This is a genomic window from Streptomyces sp. NPDC003248 (assembly GCF_055563235.1).
This window is the reverse complement of the sequence record NZ_JBVHDT010000029.1, coordinates 1-18,084: the sequence shown is the minus strand read 5'-3', so window position 1 is coordinate 18,084 and position 18,084 is coordinate 1. Positions and strand designations below refer to the sequence as shown.

Sequence of the window (18,084 nt, the reverse complement as noted above, 5' to 3'; positions counted from 1 at the left end):
CTCACGGGCGGTCAGCTTGCCCTTGGCGTGCTGCGCCAGGGTCGCCTTCTCGCTCGGCCCGGCCAGCGCCTGCGCACGGATCTCGTGCAGCTCGGAGACCTGATGGCGTGTCACGTGTGATGTCCGCCTCTCGACCGGGGAACGGTCACCGCGGCACGCGCTTCCCAGGGTGGGGGAAGCGGCACCGCGGCGACCGCCCGGGGGAACGCGCGGCATGTCCGCTCAGCGACGGCCGTGTGCGGGACATGCCCCGCCGGGTGGTTCTCGACGCTAGGCGAAGCTGCCCACACGGCGGTAACTCCGCCTCCTCGCCCTCGTCACTCCGTGCCGATCAGCGTCCGGACGAAGTACTGCGTGTCGAAGAACTCGCGCATGACCTTGATACGGCCGTCGCGGACGGTGAACACCGAGACGACGTTCGCCTCGTACGGCACGCCGGTGCGAGAAGCGGAGCGGGCGACGCAGTCGAGCACCACCGTGTCGCCCTCGGCGACGAGCTGGGAGATCTCGACGGTGTAGGGGACGTCCGGGGAGCACAGCTCCATCAGCGGCAGCATGAACTTGTCGAAGATGTCGTCCAGACCGACCCGGGTGCCGGCGAGCGGGTGGTCTCCGGGGATGCGGAACTCGGCGTCCTCCCAGAGAGTGGCCGCGATGGCCTCCGGGTCCCGTTCGTCGATGGCCTTGAGATAGGCCAGGACGACGCTCTTCGCATCGGGGTACGTCATGACTGCTCCCGGTGGTGAGGTGGTGGGGTGGGGCGGAGCCCCGGCGACGTCGGCCGGCGGGTGCCGCCGAGGACGGCGCGGGGCGTCGCGGAACGGGCGCCGCCCGGCACGGACGCGGCACGGACGCGGCAGGCCCCTTCGGGACGCTACACGTCCCGACGCACCTCCGCATCCGGCCAAGGCGCGCCGAACACCCGTGAAAGACAAGCCAATTGACCCGGAGAGACCGGCCGGAGGGCGAAGAATGCGGGAGGACGCCGCACGCGGCGCCGACGGGCCGAAGCCGCCGTCTCCAGGGCCTCTCGCAGGGGCGGTGAGCGCCGCCGGAGAGCGAAGATCGGCACGGACAGTCACACTTGTTTTAGGGCGTTACGAAGGTTACGGTACCCAGTGGAAGCCCGCTGCGGATTCACCGCCGAAGGGGCTGGCGTACGTCACACGGGGTTCCGCTCCTGCTCGGGCAGCGGCGGAGTGACACACATGGGGGACATCGCGCATGCAACAAGCCTGTGCATCGATCATTCCAGCGCTTCTCACCGCGCCGCATCCCGCCGACCCGGCCTGTCGCCGGCGTCAGGAGCCTCAGGCGAACGCCCTGCGGAACGAGTGATTCCGCACGTGCGACTCCCTACCGTCCGCGTGCACACGCCGGAAGTCCGGCGCTTTTCCGCGGTCTGACACGGTGACACGGGCTTCGGCCCGGAACTCATCCAGGATCACCTTCGGCCACTCGGAGCGAAGGTCACCGGCCCGGGAACAGGCGCGCCGGCACGGGCCGGCACCCATCCGCCTGTCCCACGAACCACAGAGATCGAGTGCCTGAAAGAGACGCCCATCTGCCAACCCGGATCAAGTCAATGGTGGAGCAGCCATGTGGTTTCGAATACTTGGACCATTGGAAGTTCTCAAGGACGATCAACCCATTCCGCTGGGCGGGACCAAGCAGCGCGCGACGCTGGGTTACCTGCTCCTGAACGCCAATCGTGTGGTCCCCACACGAGAACTCCTCGGTGCGCTGTGGGCGGACGGCAGCTTACCGACCACGGCGCGCAAGATCCTGCAGAACGCCGTGTGGGGTCTGCGCGGGGCCCTCTCGCCCTGCCACGCCGACCGCCAGGCCGGGGTCCTGGTCACCAAGACTCCCGGATACGTCATGCAGGTCGACCCGGACCGGGTCGACCTGCACCTCTTCCACCGCCGGATCCGGGAGGGGCGCGCCCTGCTGGAGTCCGGCTCCTCCGCGCAGGCCGCGGACATCCTGCGTGACGCCCTGTCGCTGTGGCAGGGCCAGGCGCTGGCCGATCTCGTCGAGAGCGGGATCGACTGGCCGGAGCTCGCCGCCGCCGAGAGTGCCCGGCTGGACGCGATGGAGGACTACTTCGAGGCCGGACTCCACTGCGGCCGGCACCAGTCCATGCTCGGCGCGCTGGAGTCGATGGTCGAGGCCGAACCGCTGCGCGAGCGCCTGTGCGGCCAGCTGATGCTGGCCCTGTACCGGTGCGGCCGGCAGGCCGACGCGCTGAACGTGTACAGCCGGGTCCGCGCCTCCTTGATCGGGGACCTCGGCCTGGAGCCACGGCGCGAACTCCAGTCGTTGCAGCAGGCGATCCTCAACCAGGACTCGGGCCTGTCCCTGCCCGAGGCGACGGCCCCGGTCACCTTGCAGACGGAGACCGGACCGTCGGGGGACCACGCGTGGCTGCGGTCGCCGCAGCCGTGGGCGGCCGCGGCCGCGGCCCTGGCCCTGGCGCCGGTCCAGGAGGCGATGGAGCACAGCGAGTACGCCTCCTCCGGCACGGGCGACCTCGGGACGCACCCGCGGGTGCCCCGCCAGCGCACCGCCCCGGTCAGCCGGCGCCGGCCGGTCAGCGTGCTGCTGCTCAAGGCCCGCCTCGGGGCGCCCACGGACAGCGGCCGGCCGGAGGGCACCGACGAACTGCGCGACAGCGTGACCGGCCGTATCCGGGAAGTCGTCGGCGGCTTCGGCGGATCGGTGATCGGTTCCATCGGCTCCACCCAACTGGCCGTGTTCGGGCCCTGGGACGGCGACGACTACGCCGAACGGGCCGTACGCGCCGCGCTGGGGATACGGGACGAGTTCCACACGCCCGACGCGGTCGTGCCCCTCACGCGCTCCGCCCGGCGGAGCCGGGAGGCGACGGTACACGCAGCAGTGTCCACGGGGGAGGCATTGCTGCGGTACGACGACCACGGTTCCGATGTCCGGTCGGCGGACGGGACACTGCTCGACGAGTGCCAGTCCCTGCTGTCCCACACGGGAGCGGGGGACGTGTGGGTCTGCGGCAGCACCCGGCAGTTGGCCGCCTCGGCGCTCTCCTACGTCCATGTCAGCGACTCGCCGCAGGCCTGGAAGGCGGACCGGCCACGGACGCGCGACGAGCGGTCACGGCTGCCGGGCGTGGTGGACCGGGAGATCGAACTCGACGTCCTGCGCGGCATGCTGGAACGCGTCCGGCACCGCGGCACCCCTCACGTGGTCACGATCCTCGGGGAGGCCGGCACCGGCAAGAGCAGGCTGCTCAAGGAGTTCGAGCGTCGTGCCATGGGGCAGCCCGTCGCCATGCGCTTCCTCGTCCCGTGCAGCCTCGACCGGCAGGGGGAGGCGTGCGGCGGCACGCATCTGTTCCACTCCCGGATGAGCCCTCTCTTCGATCCCCACGGCACCGAGACACGGGAGATCGATCTGACGCGGTTGGTGAAGTCCACCCAGTCTCCCTTGGCGGACATCGCGCAGGGCTGCCCGCTGGTCATGGTGGTCGACGATCTGCACGAGGCGGACGACGCCCTGCTCGACTTCATCTGCGCCGTGAGCAGCGAGGCGGCCGAGGGGACCTTGTTCATCGCGGCCGCGGCCCGCCCCGAACTCTTCGCTCGGCGGCCCGGGTGGGGTGGGGGGACTCCGCACTTCATGACGATCTCCATCGACGCTTCGGGCTCGGCCCACCAGCCGCTGACGAACTCCCGGGCCCAGCCCGCGGAGCCGCCGGTTCCCGGATTCGTCGACTGCATGCCCTGACCCCGTGTCCACTCACGCCGAGGGGCCAGGTCCGAGAGCGGCCGGGTCGGGGAGACGGTGCCGGACCAGGGCGCGTCTGACGGATCTCCGTGGGAGGAGGAGCGGCGTTCGGTGCGTGCCCTCGGCGTGCGGTGTGAAGGGTCATGTGGCGGAGCCACCTGGCCCTTCGCGCCGTGCGGTGAGTGGGGGTACCGCCCACGCCGTTCAGGCAGTGGGGGAGCGTGCCGGGCGTCGCGACGCCGCGGAGATCCGTCAGAAGCGCCCTGGGCCCCGTCCCCCCGGCTCAGTGGTGCAGCCCTCGTTTGCCGGGCGTCCAGAAGGGCTTGACCCTGATCTGGGTACGGGGCCACGCACGCACGTGGACGAGGTGGTTGCGGATCGCCTGGCAGGTGCGTGCCTCGCCGGCGATGTAGGCGGCCCCGGGTTCCTCGGGGAGTTCCAGGTCCGACACCGCGCCCAGCAGGACGTCCGAGGAGACCGGCGAGGCTCCGTCGCGGTACACCCGCTTCAGGCGGTGCGGTCCGGGGACGGGCACCTCGTCGTCGGGGGAGTCGCTCTCCAGCGCTCCGTACACCCGGGCACCGGGTCCGAGCGCCCTGATCATGGGGCCGAACGCGGCGGACGCGGTCTCCTCGCCGACGAACAGGTGGTAGGGGGCCTCCGGTTGGAGGTCGAAATCACCGAGCGGCCCCCAGAACTCGACCGCCTGGCCCTCCTGTGCGGCACGCACCCAGGTCAGGCCGATGCCCTCGCCGTCGTACAGATGGGCCCGGATCTCGAGTTCGCGGCCGTCCTCGGACTGGTCCCAGACCGAGTAGGTGCGGAGCGTCTCCCCCGGGCGCACGATCCCGTACAGCGACAGGGGGTCGTTGATCTGGATTCTGATGTGCCGCCCCGGCTCGACGGTCACTCCGCGCAACGCCTCCACGGCGATCCGGATGCGCTTCATCGTCGGGGTCACCAGGCCCGTCTCCGTGATCACCCCGTCCAGCCGGTGCTTGGCGAAGAGGTGCTCCAGGGGGTTGAGCGACGGGCGCCGTGCGGGCTTCACCGTACCGTCCGGCATCAGGACTCCTTCTCGTGGACGAGTGATGCGAGGGAGGGTTCCTGCCACGCCCTGCCCGACTCCACGGCAAGGCCCCCGGCGGCCGCCTTCTCCAACGCGCCGATCAGGCGCTCGACCTGAGCGTCCTTCACCGCCAGCGCCCGGGACACCCCCCAGACGGCTGCGGCGAGGACGGCCGCCAGCGCCACCGACTCCCCTCGCGTGAAGCGCTTTCGCATCCGGATCCCCCTATGGTTTGACTGCGGACGACGCTTTATATTCTTAGGAAAGTTTAGGCCAGTGACTTAACTTACTACCACTAACAAACCATAGCTTGTCTATCATGTCAATGACCCGAAGTGAGGACAGGAAGATGCCCCAACAGACCTCGAGCCGCCGCGTGGAGCGACGCCGGCAGGCCACGCTCCTGGAGATCCGCACCACAGCCCGTCAACTCCTGCGCAAGCACGGGCCGACCGGTGTGACGGTCAATGCCGTGGCCCGCGAGATGGGCATGAGCGGACCGGCCGTGTACCGCTACTACCCCAGCCACGACGCGCTGGTCGAGGCGGTGATCGCGGACTTCTACCAGGAGCTGACGACGACCATGCAGGAGGCGCGGGACGCCTGGCCGCCGGAGCACCCGGGGCGGCGGCTGGCCGCCACCTGCCGCTCGATGCGGACGTGGGCCATCACCCACCCCAGCGAGTTCAGCTGGATGTTCGCCAGCCCGGTGCACGCCGCGACCCGCGAGGACGCCGAGTCCCCCCGGCTCCGCGCCGGGCAGCAGTTCGAGAAGGTCTTCCTCGACCAGCTCGTGGACATCTGGGAGAAGGACCCCTACCCGGTTCCGCGGTTCGAGGACCTGGCCCCCTCCTTGCAGGAGCAGATGACCGACTACGCGGCCCGGGTCGACAGCCCGCTGCCCCCCGAGGCGCTGCACCTGTTCCTGACGAGCTGGATCAGACTGTACGGACTGCTGTGCATGGAGGTGCTCCACCAGCTGGACTTCGCCTACTCCGACCTCGAGCCGGTCTTCGAGGAGAACCTTCAGGAGCTGTGCTCCGTGCACAACCTGGAGTACGAGTCACCGCAGGCGTCGTGACGCCGCCCGGCAGCCCGTCCCCCGCGCCTCTTCCCGTAAGGGGCGCGAGGGACGGGCTGCCGTGTGCCCGGGGCCTCCGGTACCGCCTCAGGGGCGGACGAGGGCGTCCCGGACCACCTCGGCGACCTGCTGGACCCGGTCGTCGAGGTAGAAGTGGCCGCCGGTGAACGACCGCACCTCGGTGGGCGCGGTGGAGAGCCGGCGCCACTGTGCCGCTCCCTCCCGCGTGACGATCGGGTCCGTGTCCCCGACCAGCACCGTGAGCGGGGTGTCGAGCGTGGTGCCGGGCCGCCAGGAGTACGCCGCGAGCGCCTGGTAGTCGGCACGCACCGCCGGCATGATCAGCCCGACCACGTCGGGATCCTCCAGGACGCCGTCGCCGACGCCGCCGAGTCTGCGCAGCTCGGCCAGCAGCTCCGCGTCGCCCGCCAGGTGGTCGCTGGGGCCCGGGCCCAGCGAGGGCGCGGCCCGCCCCGACAGGAACAGACGCACGGGGCGCGTCGCGGGTCCGCCCCGCCCCAGCAGCAGCGCGGTCTCGAAGGCGACCAGCGCGCCCATGCTGTGGCCGAAGAACGCGCGGGGCCGGGCACTCCCGGCGTCCTCCCCCAGCTCCCGCGCGACCCGCTCCGCGAGCCCGCGGATGTCCCGTAGCGGTTCCTCCCGCAACCGGTCCTGACGTGCCGGGTACTGCACGCCGACCACCTCGACGGTCGGTGCCAGCGCGCGGCACAGGGCCGTGTACGCGCCGGCGGCGCCTCCCGCGTGCGGGAAGCAGACCAGTTGCACCGCAGCGGGCCGGTCCGCCGGTGGTCCCAGCCGTCTGATCCACTCACCTGCCATGTCCGCCCCTTCCCACCCTCATCGCTCGCCGGACTCGGTGCTTCTCGCCGTCGTCGCCCGTCGGGCTCGGTGCTTCTCGCCGTCGCCGCCCTTCGCGCTCGGCGGTTCTCGCCGTCGTCGCCCGCCGCGCTCGGTGTCCCGTCGTCGTCGGTCGTCGCGCTCGGCCGGATCAGGCCGGTTCTCCGGGCGGCGGGAAGTGGCCGACGCCCACGAAGAAGTCGACGTACTTCTCGAACAGCTCGCGTGTGATCGGGGGGCACCGCACTCCGGTTCCGGCGAGGGCCGCCTCCGTGTCCGTCGTGTCGATGCCCGGGTAGGCGCGGTCGCCGCCCAGGGCCATCGCCTCGAACGCGTCGAACAGCGGCAGCATGGCGTTGCCGCGGTCCGCCTGGACGAGGTCGCGCCAGGCGGCGTGGTCCAGCTCGTCGAGCGCGTAACCGTACCCCCGCAGGTACCGCACGCAGTCGTGGAAGGTCACGCCGCTCCGGTTGAAGAAGTGGAAGATCCGTCCGGACGCCTCCTTCTTCCGGGACAGGGCGAGGATCCCCGCGCTGACGTAGTCGACCGGGACGAAGTGCACGTGCCCGCCCAGGCCCTCGGGAGCCGCTCCGGCCTGGATCAGGCCCTTGAGGCTGAGCCACACGAAGTCGCTGGTCTGGCAGGCGCCTCGGTCCTGGTCGCCCGAGATGACATCGGCCCGGTGGATCGTCACCGGCAGCCCCCGGTCCGCGGCGAGGCCCACGATCCGCTCCGCCACCCACTTGCTCTGGACGTATCCGGTGGGCTGCCGCTCGACCGGCGCGGTCGGGTCCTCCGGCCTGCGCGGGGCGCCGTCCGGCTCGCCGCCGGCGAAGACGCCCGTCGTGGACACGTAGTGGACGGGCACCGAGCGGTGCCGCGCGGCCAGCCGCAGCACCTCGACGGTGCCCGAGACGTTGGCCGCCTTCAACTCACCGTACGGGTGCAGCCAGTTGACGGTCGCTCCGGCGTGGTGGACGACGTCCACCCGCCTCGCCAGGGTGTCGAAGGCGGCCTCCGACAGGCCCAGGCGCGGCGCGGCGAGATCGCCGACGACCACCGAGAGACGGGCGGGGTCGATGCCGTCCCACACCCGGAACCACTCCAGCCGCCGCCGGAGCCGCTCCCGGGCGGCCTCCTCGTCCGCGCCGCGCACGAGGCAGTGCACCGTGCCCCGCCCGGAACGCATCAGGTCGCGGAGCAGGAAGGCGCCGAGGAAGCCGGTGGCCCCGGTCAGCAGGATCTCCTGCGGATCCACCACCTCGTACACCACCTCGTCGGCGGGACGGATGTCGTCGGGCAGGGCGATCTCGGCCGCGAAGTCCACCTCGTCGCGCGACGTGGTCACCTCCTCCCCCAGCCGCTCCAGCAGGGCGGCGCGGAGGAAGGCGGCGAGCTCCGCCGGCGTGGGCCGGTCGAAGACCACGGTGGCGGGGAGCCGGCAGCCGGTGGTGGCCGCCAGCTGGTTGCGCAGTTCGACGGAGGTGAGGGAGTCGAAGCCCAGCTCGGGGAACCGCTGCGTCGGCCGGATGCCGTCGGTGCCGGTGTGCCCGAGCACGGTGGCGGTCTCGGCCAGGACCAGGCCGAGTACCCGCCGCAGTTGCTCCTTCTCGTCGAGTCCGGCCAGCCGGCCGACCAGGGTGTCGAAGCCGTTGTCGACGTTCTGCGCGGTGCGGCGCACCGGGAAGCGCAGCAGACCGCCCATCACCGGCGGTACCTGGGAGGGCCGTTCCCGCAGGGGCTGCGGGTCGAACGGCGTCCCCACCAGGGCGGGCGTGCCGAGCCGCAGCGCGGTGTCCAGCATGGCGGGCCCCTGCTCCTGGGAGATGGGGCGGAAGCCGCCTCGGGCGATACGGCCGAGGTCCGCTTCGTCCAGGTGGCCGGTCATGCCGCTGTCCTGCGTCCACACGCCCCAGGCCACGGAGGTGGCGGCCAGTCCGGCGGCGGCGCGGTGTTCCGCCAGGGCGTCGAGGAACACGTTGGCGGCCGCGTAGTTGGACTGGCCCGCGCCGCCGATCACACCGGCGATGGAGGAGAACAGGACGAAGGCGGTGAGGCCGAGGTCGCAGGTGAGCTCGTGCAGGTGCCAGGCGGCGTCGACCTTGGGGCGCAGGACGGTGTCGAGGCGCGCGGGCGTGAGGTCCGGCAGCAGGCCGTCGTCGAGGACACCGGCGGTGTGGACGACGCCGGTCAGCGGGCGGTGCGCGGGGATGCCGTCCAGCAGGGTGGCCAGCGCCTGACGGTCGGTGGTGTCGCAGGCGGCGATGTCGACCTCGGCGCCCAGCCCGGTCAGTTCCCGGCGCAGTCCGTCGGCGCCGGGGGCGTCCGGGCCGCGACGGCTGACCAGCAGCAGCCGCCGCACGCCGTGGTCGGCGACCAGGCGGCGGGCGAACAGGGCGCCCAGGGATCCGGTACCACCGGTGATGAGGACGGTGCCGTCGGGGCTCCACCGGTTGCGGCCGGTGCCGTCGGGGCTCCCTCCGTTGCGGCCGGTGCCTTCGGGATTCCGCCCGTCGCGGCCGGTGCCTTCGGGGCTCCGCCCGTCGCGGCCGGTGCCTTCGGGGCTCCGCCCGCCGCGGCCGGTGCCGGTCGTCGCGGCGGCCGGGCCGGGTGGGGCGACGCGGCGCAGCCGGGGGACGAGGATGTCGCCCTCGCGGATCGCGGTCTGTGGTTCCCCGGAGGCGAGGACCGCCGGCAGCGCGGCCGCGGAACGGGCGTCGTCGTCGAGGTCGGCCAGCACGAAGCGGCCGGGGGCCTCCGACTGCGCCGAGCGCAGCAGGCCCCACAGCGCGGCGGCGCCCGGATCCGTCACCCCCGCGCCCCCGGCGCCCATCGCTCCCCGGGTCGCCACGACGAGCCGGGTGGCGGCGAGCCGGTCGTCCGCGAGCCACTCCTGCGCCAGCTCCAGGACGCGGCGGGCCGCCGCGCGCACGGCGTCGGGGACGCCGGCGCCCGAGGCCGGTGCGGGATCGCCGGTGAGGTCGAGGAGCACGGCGTCCACCGGCTGGTCGGCGGCCGCCACGGCGGGTACGCCGTCGAACGTCCGGGCGCCGGGCACGGTGAGCCCCCGGCCGGTGCCGAGGAGGCCCCAGCGGAGCGTGCCGCCGTCGCCCCGGGCGGCGCGCAGCGGCTCCCAGGCCGTCTCGAACAGCGCGTCGTAGCCGTGCTTGACGGCGCTGCCGAGCGCCTCCGGGGTGAGCGCCCGCAGCTCCACCCGTTCGGCGCTGAGGACGGGGCGTCCGGCGCGGTCCGCCGCGAGCAGCGCGAACCCGTCGCCGACCCGGTCGAGACGGACGCGCAGGGCTGCGGCCCCGGTGGCGTGCAGGCGCACCCCACGCCAGTCGGCGGCGATCCGGGCGGCGCTGTCCGGCGGCGCGTCGGTGAGCCGGACGAGACGGACGGCCAGGTCCAGCAGGGCGGGGTGCAGGCCGAAGTACGCGCAGCCCGCCCGCAGGCGCTCGGGCAGGCCGACCTCCGCGAAGACGCTGCCGCCCGACCGCCAGGCCACGGTGCCCTCCGGGAGCGAGGGCTGCCGCGCGTCGCCGGGGGCGGCCGGCTCCGGGGACGGCTCGGCAGACGGTTCGGCGGGCGGTTCAGGGGACGGTTCGGCGAGCTCGATCCGCTCGGCGCCGGGCGGCGGCCATTCGGGGATGCCCGTCTCGTCGGCCGCGGCCGCCGTCCCCAGCAGCCCGGACGCGTGGACCGTCCAGAGCGTGTCGGGGGCGTCGGTGCGCGCCGAGACGGTGACGCCGCGGCGGCCGGCGCCGTCGGGTGCCGCGACGCGGACCTGGATCTGGAGCGCGCCGTGTTCCGGCAGGACCAGCGGTGCGGCGAGGGAGAGTTCCTCCAGTTCGGTGCACCCGGCCTCGTCGCCCGCGCGGACGGCGAGTTCGACGAAGACCGGGGCCGACACCACGGCGGTGCCGAGGACGGTGTGGTCGGCGAGCCAGGGCCGGTCCTGGCGGGAGAGCCGCCCGGTGAGCAGGATCTCGTCCCCGTCCGCGACCGGCACCGCCGCCCCGAGCAGGGCGTGCCCGGCGCCGGCCAGGCCCAGCCCGGCCGCGTCCCCGGTCACGGCCTGCTCGTCCAGCCAGTACCGCTTGCGCTGGAAAGCGTAGGTCGGCAGGTCGACCCGCCGGCCGCCGGCGACGGCCGGGGACCAGTCGACGGCCACGCCCTGTGCCCACACCTCGCCCAGCGAGGTCAGGAACCGGTCCAGGCCGCCCTCGTCCCGGCGCAGCGTCCCGGCCACCACGGCCGGCCGCTCCGTGCGCGTCGCGCCGTCGAGCGTTTCCTGGACACTCATCGACAGCACCGGGTGCGCGCTGATCTCGATGAACGTCCCGAACCCGTCGGCCGCCAGGGACTGGACGGCGGAGTGGAAGCGCACGGTCTGCCGCAGGTTGCGGTACCAGTACCCGGCGTCCAGCGCGGTGGTGTCCAGCCAGCCGCCGGTCACCGTCGAGTAGAACGGCACGTCGGACGTGCGCGGCCGGATCCCGGCGAGGACCCGGGCCAGCTCGTCCTCGATCCGCTCCACGTGCCAGGTGTGCGACGCGTAGTCCACCGGGACGCGCCGGGCCCGCACGCCCGCCGTCGCGCATGCGGCGAGCAGTTCGTCCAAGGCGTCCGGGTCACCGGCCACCACCACGGACGTGGGCCCGTTGAGCGCCGCGACCTCCAGCCGGCCCGGCCACCGCTTCAGCCGGGACTCGACGTCGGCGAGCGGCAGCGCGAGCGACACCATCCCGCCGCCGGTCAGCCCCGCCGCGATGGCCTGCGACCGCAGGGCCACCACCCGCGCCGCTTCCGTCACGGACAGCGCTCCGGCGACGCACGCGGCGGCGATCTCGCCCTGCGAGTGGCCGACCACCGCGTCGGGCTCGACACCGTGGGAGCGCCACAGCGCCGCCAGCGACACGTTCACCGCCCAGGAGACGGGCTGCACGACGTCGACGCGTTCGAGCGAGGGCGTGCCCGGTGCCTGGCGCAGGACCTTCTCCAGGTCCCAGTCGACGAAGGCGGCGAGCGCCCGGCCGCACTCGGCCATGCGCTCGGCGAACACCGGTGAGGTGTCCAGCAGGCCCACCGCCATGCCCGCCCACTGCGATCCCTGGCCGGGAAGCACGAACACCACCCGGCCGGCGGGGCCGGGAGCCGTGCCCCTCACCGCCCCCGGCGCCGACTCCCCGCGCGCCAACGCGTCCAGTCCGGCGAGCAGTTGCTCACGGGAGGCGCCGGTGACGACGGCACGGTCCTCGAACGCCGCCCGGCTCGTCGCCAGCGTCCAGGCCACGTCGCGGACGTCGAGCCCGGGGTCGGTCTGCACGGCCGCCAGCAGCCGGGCCGCTTGCCCCCGCAGCCCCTCCGGTGAGCGCCCGGACAGGACCCACGGCACGACGGCCGGGCCGTCGGACACCGGGACGCCCGGCACCGAGGCGGTGGCCGGCGCCGAGGCGGTGGCCGGCGCCGAGTCGGAGGCCCGCGCCGAGTCGGAGGCCCGCGCCGAGATGGCCGGGGTCTCCTCGGCGGGTGGCTGTTCCAGGATCAGATGGGCGTTGGTGCCGCTCACCCCGAAGGAGGAGACGCCGGCGCGGCGCGGTGCCCCGGTCTCGGGCCAGGGCCTGTTCTCGGTGAGGAGTTCCACCGCGCCGGAGTCCCAGTCGACCTGGGGTGTGGGCGCGTCCACGTGCAGCGTCCTGGGCAGCACGCCGTGCCGCATCGCCTGCACCATCTTGATCACGCCGCCCACTCCGGCGGCGGCGACGCTGTGTCCGATGTTCGACTTCAGCGACCCGAGGTAGAGCGGCCGTCCGTCGCGGCGCTGTCCGTAGGTGGCGAGGAGTGCCTGCGCCTCGATCGGGTCGCCCAGCCGGGTCCCCGTCCCGTGCGCCTCCACCACGTCCACGTCCGTGTACGACAGTCCCGCGCTCGCCAGCGCCTGCCGGATCACCCGCTCCTGCGACGGACCGTTCGGCGCGGTCAGGCCGTTGGACGCGCCGTCCTGGTTCACCGCCGAGCCCCGGACGACCGCCAGCACCCGATGGCCGTGCCGCCGCGCGTCGGACAGCCGCTCCAGCAGCACCAGGCCCGCGCCCTCGCTCCACGCGGTCCCGTCGGCCGCGGCGGCGAACGACTTGCACCGCCCGTCGGCGGCGAGACCGCGTTGCCGGGCGAAGTCGACGAGGCCTCCGGGGTCGCAGTTGACCGTCACGCCCCCGGCCACGGCCAGTGTCGACTCGCCCGACCGCAGCGACTGGATCGCCGAGTGCATCGCGACGAGGGAGGAGGAGCAGGCCGTGTCGAGGGAGACCGCGGGGCCTTCGAAGCCGTAGGTGTAGGCGATGCGGCCGGAGGCGACGCTGCTGAGCTTGCTGGTCATGAGGTAGCCCTCTAATTCCTCGGGGGCGTTGAGCCCGAGGTAGCTCTCCTCCACGATGCCGACGAAGACTCCGGTCCTGCTGCCCTTGAGGGTGGTGACGTCCAGTCCGGCGTGTTCGAACAGCTCCCACGAGATCTCCATCAGGAGCCGCTGCTGCGGGTCCATCGCCTGCGCCTCGCGCGGCGAGATGCCGAAGAAACCGGCGTCGAACCAGGGGGCGTCGTGCACGAAACCCGCCTGCACCGAGTAGCTCTTCTCCTTGAGCTTCTCGATGTCCCAGCCGCGGTCGTGCGGCAGTTCCGTGATCGCGTCGACTCCCTGGTCGACCAGCCGCCACAGGTCCGCGGGCGAGGCGACGTCGCCGGGGTAGCGGCAGGCCATGCCCACGATGGCGACGGGCTCGTCGTCCGCGGCCTCCCGTTCGGCCAGCTGCCTGCGCGTCTCCTGGAGATCGGCCGTCACCCGCTTGAGGTACTCGACGAGCTTCTCTTCGTTGGACATGGGCTCGGTATCCCTTTCGGAGAGGTCACGCTGAGGTAGTGGGGCTGAGGGGGCGGGGGTCAGTCGGCGGGGCCCGAGAGTTCCGTGTCGATGAGGGCGAAGAGTTCGTCGACCGACGCGGACTCGATCCGGGCCGCCGGGTCCGCGTCGTCCGCGTCACCGGTGTCCGGCGCCGTCGTGCCGAGCCGGGACGCCATGGCCCGGAGCCGGCCGCGGACCATGTCCCGGTGCCGCTCGTCCTCGGCGATCGCGGGGAGCAGTCCGTCGAGGCGGTCCAGCTCGGACAGGACCAGCGCCGAGACGTCGGCCTCGGCCGGGGCGAGCCGGTCGAGCAGATAACCGGCGACGTCCCTGGGCGTCGGGTGGTCGAAGACGAGGGTGGCCGGGAGCCTGACCCCGGCGGCGGCCGACAGCCGGTTGCGCAACTGGACGGCCGCCAGCGAGTCGAAGCCCATCTCCTGGAACGCCTGGTCGGCGGCGACCGCGGTGACGTCCGGCTGTCCGGTCACGGCCGCCGTCTCCGTCCGGACGAGGTCCAGCAGCAGCGACCGGCGTTCCGCCTCACCCAGGCCCGCGAGCCGGTCGGCCGGCGTGTCGGGGTGCGCGTCGGCGGCGGTGTGCGCGGTCCGGCGGGCCGGTCCCGCGGCGAGGTCACGGAGCGCGGGCGGTACGGCCTCGTGGGCGCGCAGCGCGGCCCGGTCCACGGCACCGGCGATCAGCGCGGTGGCGCCGCCCCGGGTCGCGCCGAGGGCGACGGCGCGGTCGAAGAGGGCACGGCCCTGCTCCGGGGTGACCGGGCGCAGCAGGTCGAGGCCGGTGCGCCGTTCGGCGGTGCCGGGGCCGTCGTGCTCCCAGCGGGGCCAGGCCACGGCGGTGGCGGGCAGCCCTTGGGCCTCGCGGAGGCGGGCCAGGCCTTCGAGGTGGGCGTCGGCCGCCGCCGTGTTCGCCCGGCCGGGTCCGCCGAACGCGCCCGCGGTGGAGGAGAACAGGACGAAGGCGGTGAGGCCGAGGTCGCGGGTGAGTTCGTGCAGGTTCCACGCGGCGCCGGCCCGCGGTCGCAGCACCCGGTCGAGCTGCTCGGTGGTCATCGCGGACAGGACGGCGTCGTCCAGGATGCCGGCCGCGTGGACGACGCCGGTCAGCGGGCGGTCGGCGGGGATGGCGGCCAGCAGGTCCGCCAGCGCCTCCCGGTCGGTCACGTCGCACGCGGCCGTCTCCACCTCGGCGCCCCGCTCGGCCAGTTCCCGGCGCAGCCCGTCCGCGCCGGGCGCGTCGGGGCCGCGCCGGCTCACCAGCAGCAGGTTCCGCACCCCGTGCGCGACGACCAGGTGCCGGGCGAACAGCGCCCCCAGGCCACCGGTGCCCCCGGTGACGAGCACCGTACCGTCCGGGGTCCACGGGCTCGCGGACGGTCCATTGGCGGACGGGCCGTTGGCGGACGGACCGGCGGCGGACGGACCGGCGGCGGACGGGCCGGCGGACGGCACCGGACGCAGCCGGGGCACGCGCAGCTCCCCCGAGCGCACCGCCGCCTCGGACTCCCCCGACCGCACCGCCGACGCCAGCAGGTCGAGCGGCGGTGTACCGGTGTCCGCGTCGGCCAGGACGAGCCGGCCGACGCCCTCCGCGGCGGCGGTGCGCAGCAGTCCCCGCACCGCCGCGGACTCCAGGTCCAGCCGTGCCGCATCGTCCTCCTCGGCCGCGACCGCACCGCGGGTCAGCACGACGACGGGCGTGTCGTGCAACGCGTCGGCGGCCAGCAGCTCCCGTACGAAAGCGAGCGCGCGGTGCGTCCCCCGGCCCAGGTCACCGGCCGGCCGCCACGGCACGAGCAGCAGGTCGACGGCGGTCTCGCCCGACTCGACGGCGCGCGCGGCGGACGCCAGGTCGGCGAAGCCGGGCACGCCGGGCAGGTCTGCACCGACCGCCGCCCAGCGGGCCGCCGGCGCGGGTCCGGCGTCGTACCGGACCCACTCGATCGTGGACAGACCGTCGCCCCGCGGCCGGCCGGCGCCGAACTCCGCCTCCGGCACGGTCCGGTAGGTGAGCGACCCGACGTCGAGCACCGGCCGCCCCCGCGGGTCGAGGAGTGCGAGGGTGACGGTGTCGTCGTCGGTCCGGGCCGAGCGCACCCGTACGGTGTCGGCGCCCCCGGCGTGCAGCCGTACGTCACGCCAGACGGCGGGCACGGCGACGCCGTCGCCGTCCGGCACGGGGGACGCGGGCAGTGCGGCGGCCAGCAGGGCGGGGTGGAGTCGGTACCGTGCGGCCTCCGTCAGCAGCGCTTCCGGCAGGCGGACTTCGGGGCCGTGCTGTTCCTGACCGGCCGGGCCTTCCGATGCTTCCGATGCGGCGGACTCTCCGGCCGAGAGGCGTCCCTGGGCACAGGCGGTCCACGGGCTGTCGGGGGCGTCGGGGTGGTCGGGGGTGTCGGGGCGGGAGTGGACGGCGAGGGCGCGCCGGCCGTCGCCGTCGGGTGCGCCGACCCGGACCTGGATCTGGAGCCCGCCCGTCTCCGGCAGCACCAGAGGCGCGGCGAGGGAGAGTTCCTCCAGTACCGTGCAGTCCGCCTCGTCACCGGCGCGGACGGCGAGTTCGACGAACACCGAGGGCGGCAGCACGGCGGTACCGAGGACCGTGTGGTCGGTGAGCCAGGGGTGGGTCCGGCGGGAGATCCGCCCGGTCAGCAGCACCTCGTCACTCCCGGCCACCGGCACCGCCGCACCCAGGAGGGGATGCGCGGCACCGGTCAGCCCCAGACCGGCCGCGTCCCGGCCACCGGCCCGCTCCTCCAGCCAGTACCGCCTGCGCTGGAAGGCATACGTCGGCAGATCCACCCGCCCCGCACCCGGCAGCACCCGCGCCCAGTCCACCCGCCGCCCCCGCGCATGCAACCGGCCCAGCAGCACCGCCAACGACTCCAACTCCGACCGGTCCTTCCGCAACACCGGCACCACCAGACCGGGCTCACGCTCGACACCGGCCGACACCAGAGCACTCAGCACAGCGTCCGGGCCGATCTCGACGAAGTCGGTGACACCCTCCGCGATCAGCTGCCGGGTCGCGTCGTAGAACCGCACCGTGTCGCGCAACTGCCGCACCCAGTACCGCGGCGAGCACGCCTCCCGCTCCGACAACACCTCCCCCGTCACCGTCGACACCAACGGAACACGCGGCGCCCGGAACGACAACCCCGCCACCACCTGCTCGAACTCCTCCAGCACACCGTCCATGTGCGGGGAGTGAAAGGCATGACTGACCTTCAGCCGCCGCACCTGCCGGCCACCATCACGCCACCGCTTCTCCAGATCCCCCACCACCTCCGCGTCACCCGACACCACCACCGCGTCCGGACCGTTGACCGCCGCCAGCGACACCCTCCCCGCGAACTCCCCCAGCTCACCCACCACCACCTCCGGCACCGCCCGCACCGCCACCATCGCACCACCCGACCGCGCCGACCCCATCAACCGGCCCCGCGCCACCACCAACCGCGCCGCATCCCCCAACGACAACACACCCGCCACATGCGCCGCCGCCACCTCACCCACCGAATGCCCCGCCACAAAATCCGGCACCACACCGAACCCCTCCAACAACCGGAACAACGCCACCTCCAACGCGAACAACGCCGGCTGCGTGAACTCCGTACGCCCCAGCACACCCTCCATCTCTTCGAACACCACCTCCCTCAACGGCCGCACCAACCCCGCATCCAACTCCCCGCACACCTCGTCGAACACCGCCGCGAAGTCCGGCACCGCCCCGTACAACTCCCGCCCCATCCCCACCCGCTGCGCCCCCTGCCCCGTGAACAGGAAAGCGAGGCCCGCGGTCGGGCCGGGCGTCTGCGCGGTCACCGTCCCGGGATCGGCGGAGCCGGCCGCCACGGCGGCGAGCTGCTCCAGCAGATCCGTACGGTCCCGTCCCGCGACCACGGCCCGGTGCTCGAACGCCGTCCGCGTCGTCGCCAGCGAGAAGCCGACGTCGGCCGGACGCATCCGCGGGCGCCTGGTGACGAAGTCGTGCAGGCGGCGGGCCTGGACGCGCAGGGCGTCCGCCGAACGCCCCGACACCACCCACGGCACCACCGCCGGACCGCCCGGCACGGGTGCCGGGGGCTCCGTGGCGTTCTCCGGCTCCTCGGCAGGAGCCTGTTCCAGCACGACATGGGCGTTGGTCCCGCCCAGGCCGAAGGAGGACACGGCGGATCGGCGCGGTGCCCCGGTCTCGGGCCAGGGCCTGGCCTCGGTCAGCAGTTTCACCGCGCCGGAGTCCCAGTCGACCTGGGGTGTCGGAGCGTCCACGTGCAGCGTCTTCGGCAGCACGCCCCGCCGCATCGCCTGGATCATCTTGATGACACCGCCGACGCCCGCGGCGGCCTGACTGTGCCCGATGTTCGACTTCAGCGACCCCAGATACAGCGGA

General features: G+C 73.7%; 9 protein-coding genes. 2 read left to right on the top strand and 7 right to left on the bottom strand.

The window, feature by feature from the left end; genetic code table 11:
* On the bottom strand, nucleotides 1-216 hold a 216-nt coding region (locus ACZ3KJ_RS35125), incomplete at its 3' end, for a hypothetical protein (protein ID WP_467532993.1).
* A gap of 101 nt (nucleotides 217-317) precedes the next feature.
* Nucleotides 318-728 carry a nuclear transport factor 2 family protein gene (locus ACZ3KJ_RS35120; protein ID WP_467532991.1) on the bottom strand — a complete coding sequence of 137 codons (411 nt, stop codon included), beginning with the start codon at nucleotides 726-728 and terminating at the stop codon, nucleotides 318-320.
* Between the two features lie 895 nt (nucleotides 729-1,623).
* Here ACZ3KJ_RS35120 and ACZ3KJ_RS35115 point away from each other — a divergent pair.
* Nucleotides 1,624-3,765 (top strand): AfsR/SARP family transcriptional regulator, encoded by a 2,142-nt coding sequence (locus tag ACZ3KJ_RS35115; protein WP_467532990.1) that lies wholly within the window; start codon nucleotides 1,624-1,626, stop codon nucleotides 3,763-3,765.
* A 283-nt stretch (nucleotides 3,766-4,048) separates the two neighbouring features.
* Here the strand turns inward: ACZ3KJ_RS35115 and ACZ3KJ_RS35110 are convergent, their stop codons facing one another.
* Both ACZ3KJ_RS35110 and ACZ3KJ_RS35105 read right to left on the bottom strand, forming a co-directional pair.
* Complete coding sequence (locus ACZ3KJ_RS35110; RefSeq protein ID WP_467532988.1) at nucleotides 4,049-4,831, bottom strand: siderophore-interacting protein; 783 nt, start codon at nucleotides 4,829-4,831, stop codon at nucleotides 4,049-4,051.
* The gene (locus ACZ3KJ_RS35105; protein ID WP_467532986.1) at nucleotides 4,831-5,049 is read right to left on the bottom strand and encodes a hypothetical protein; all 219 of its coding nucleotides are present in this window, start codon (nucleotides 5,047-5,049) and stop codon (nucleotides 4,831-4,833) included. The genes ACZ3KJ_RS35110 and ACZ3KJ_RS35105 overlap by 1 nt, the downstream gene beginning before the upstream one ends.
* A gap of 134 nt (nucleotides 5,050-5,183) precedes the next feature.
* Here ACZ3KJ_RS35105 and ACZ3KJ_RS35100 point away from each other — a divergent pair, with 134 nt between their 5' ends.
* Nucleotides 5,184-5,915: a TetR/AcrR family transcriptional regulator gene (locus ACZ3KJ_RS35100; RefSeq protein ID WP_467532984.1), complete on the top strand. Its 732-nt coding sequence runs from the start codon at nucleotides 5,184-5,186 to the stop codon at nucleotides 5,913-5,915.
* Nucleotides 5,916-6,002: 87 nt separating this feature from the next.
* Here ACZ3KJ_RS35100 and ACZ3KJ_RS35095 read toward each other — a convergent pair whose 3' ends face one another.
* From ACZ3KJ_RS35095 to ACZ3KJ_RS35085, 3 genes are all read right to left on the bottom strand, one after another.
* The gene (locus ACZ3KJ_RS35095) at nucleotides 6,003-6,755 is read right to left on the bottom strand and encodes a thioesterase II family protein (protein ID WP_467532982.1); all 753 of its coding nucleotides are present in this window, start codon (nucleotides 6,753-6,755) and stop codon (nucleotides 6,003-6,005) included.
* A 169-nt stretch (nucleotides 6,756-6,924) separates the two neighbouring features.
* Nucleotides 6,925-13,656: a thioester reductase domain-containing protein gene (locus ACZ3KJ_RS35090; protein WP_467532980.1), complete on the bottom strand. Its 6,732-nt coding sequence runs from the start codon at nucleotides 13,654-13,656 to the stop codon at nucleotides 6,925-6,927.
* 59 nt (nucleotides 13,657-13,715) lie between these two features.
* Nucleotides 13,716-18,084: type I polyketide synthase (locus ACZ3KJ_RS35085; RefSeq protein WP_467532978.1), on the bottom strand; the 4,369-nt coding region annotated here is incomplete at its 5' end.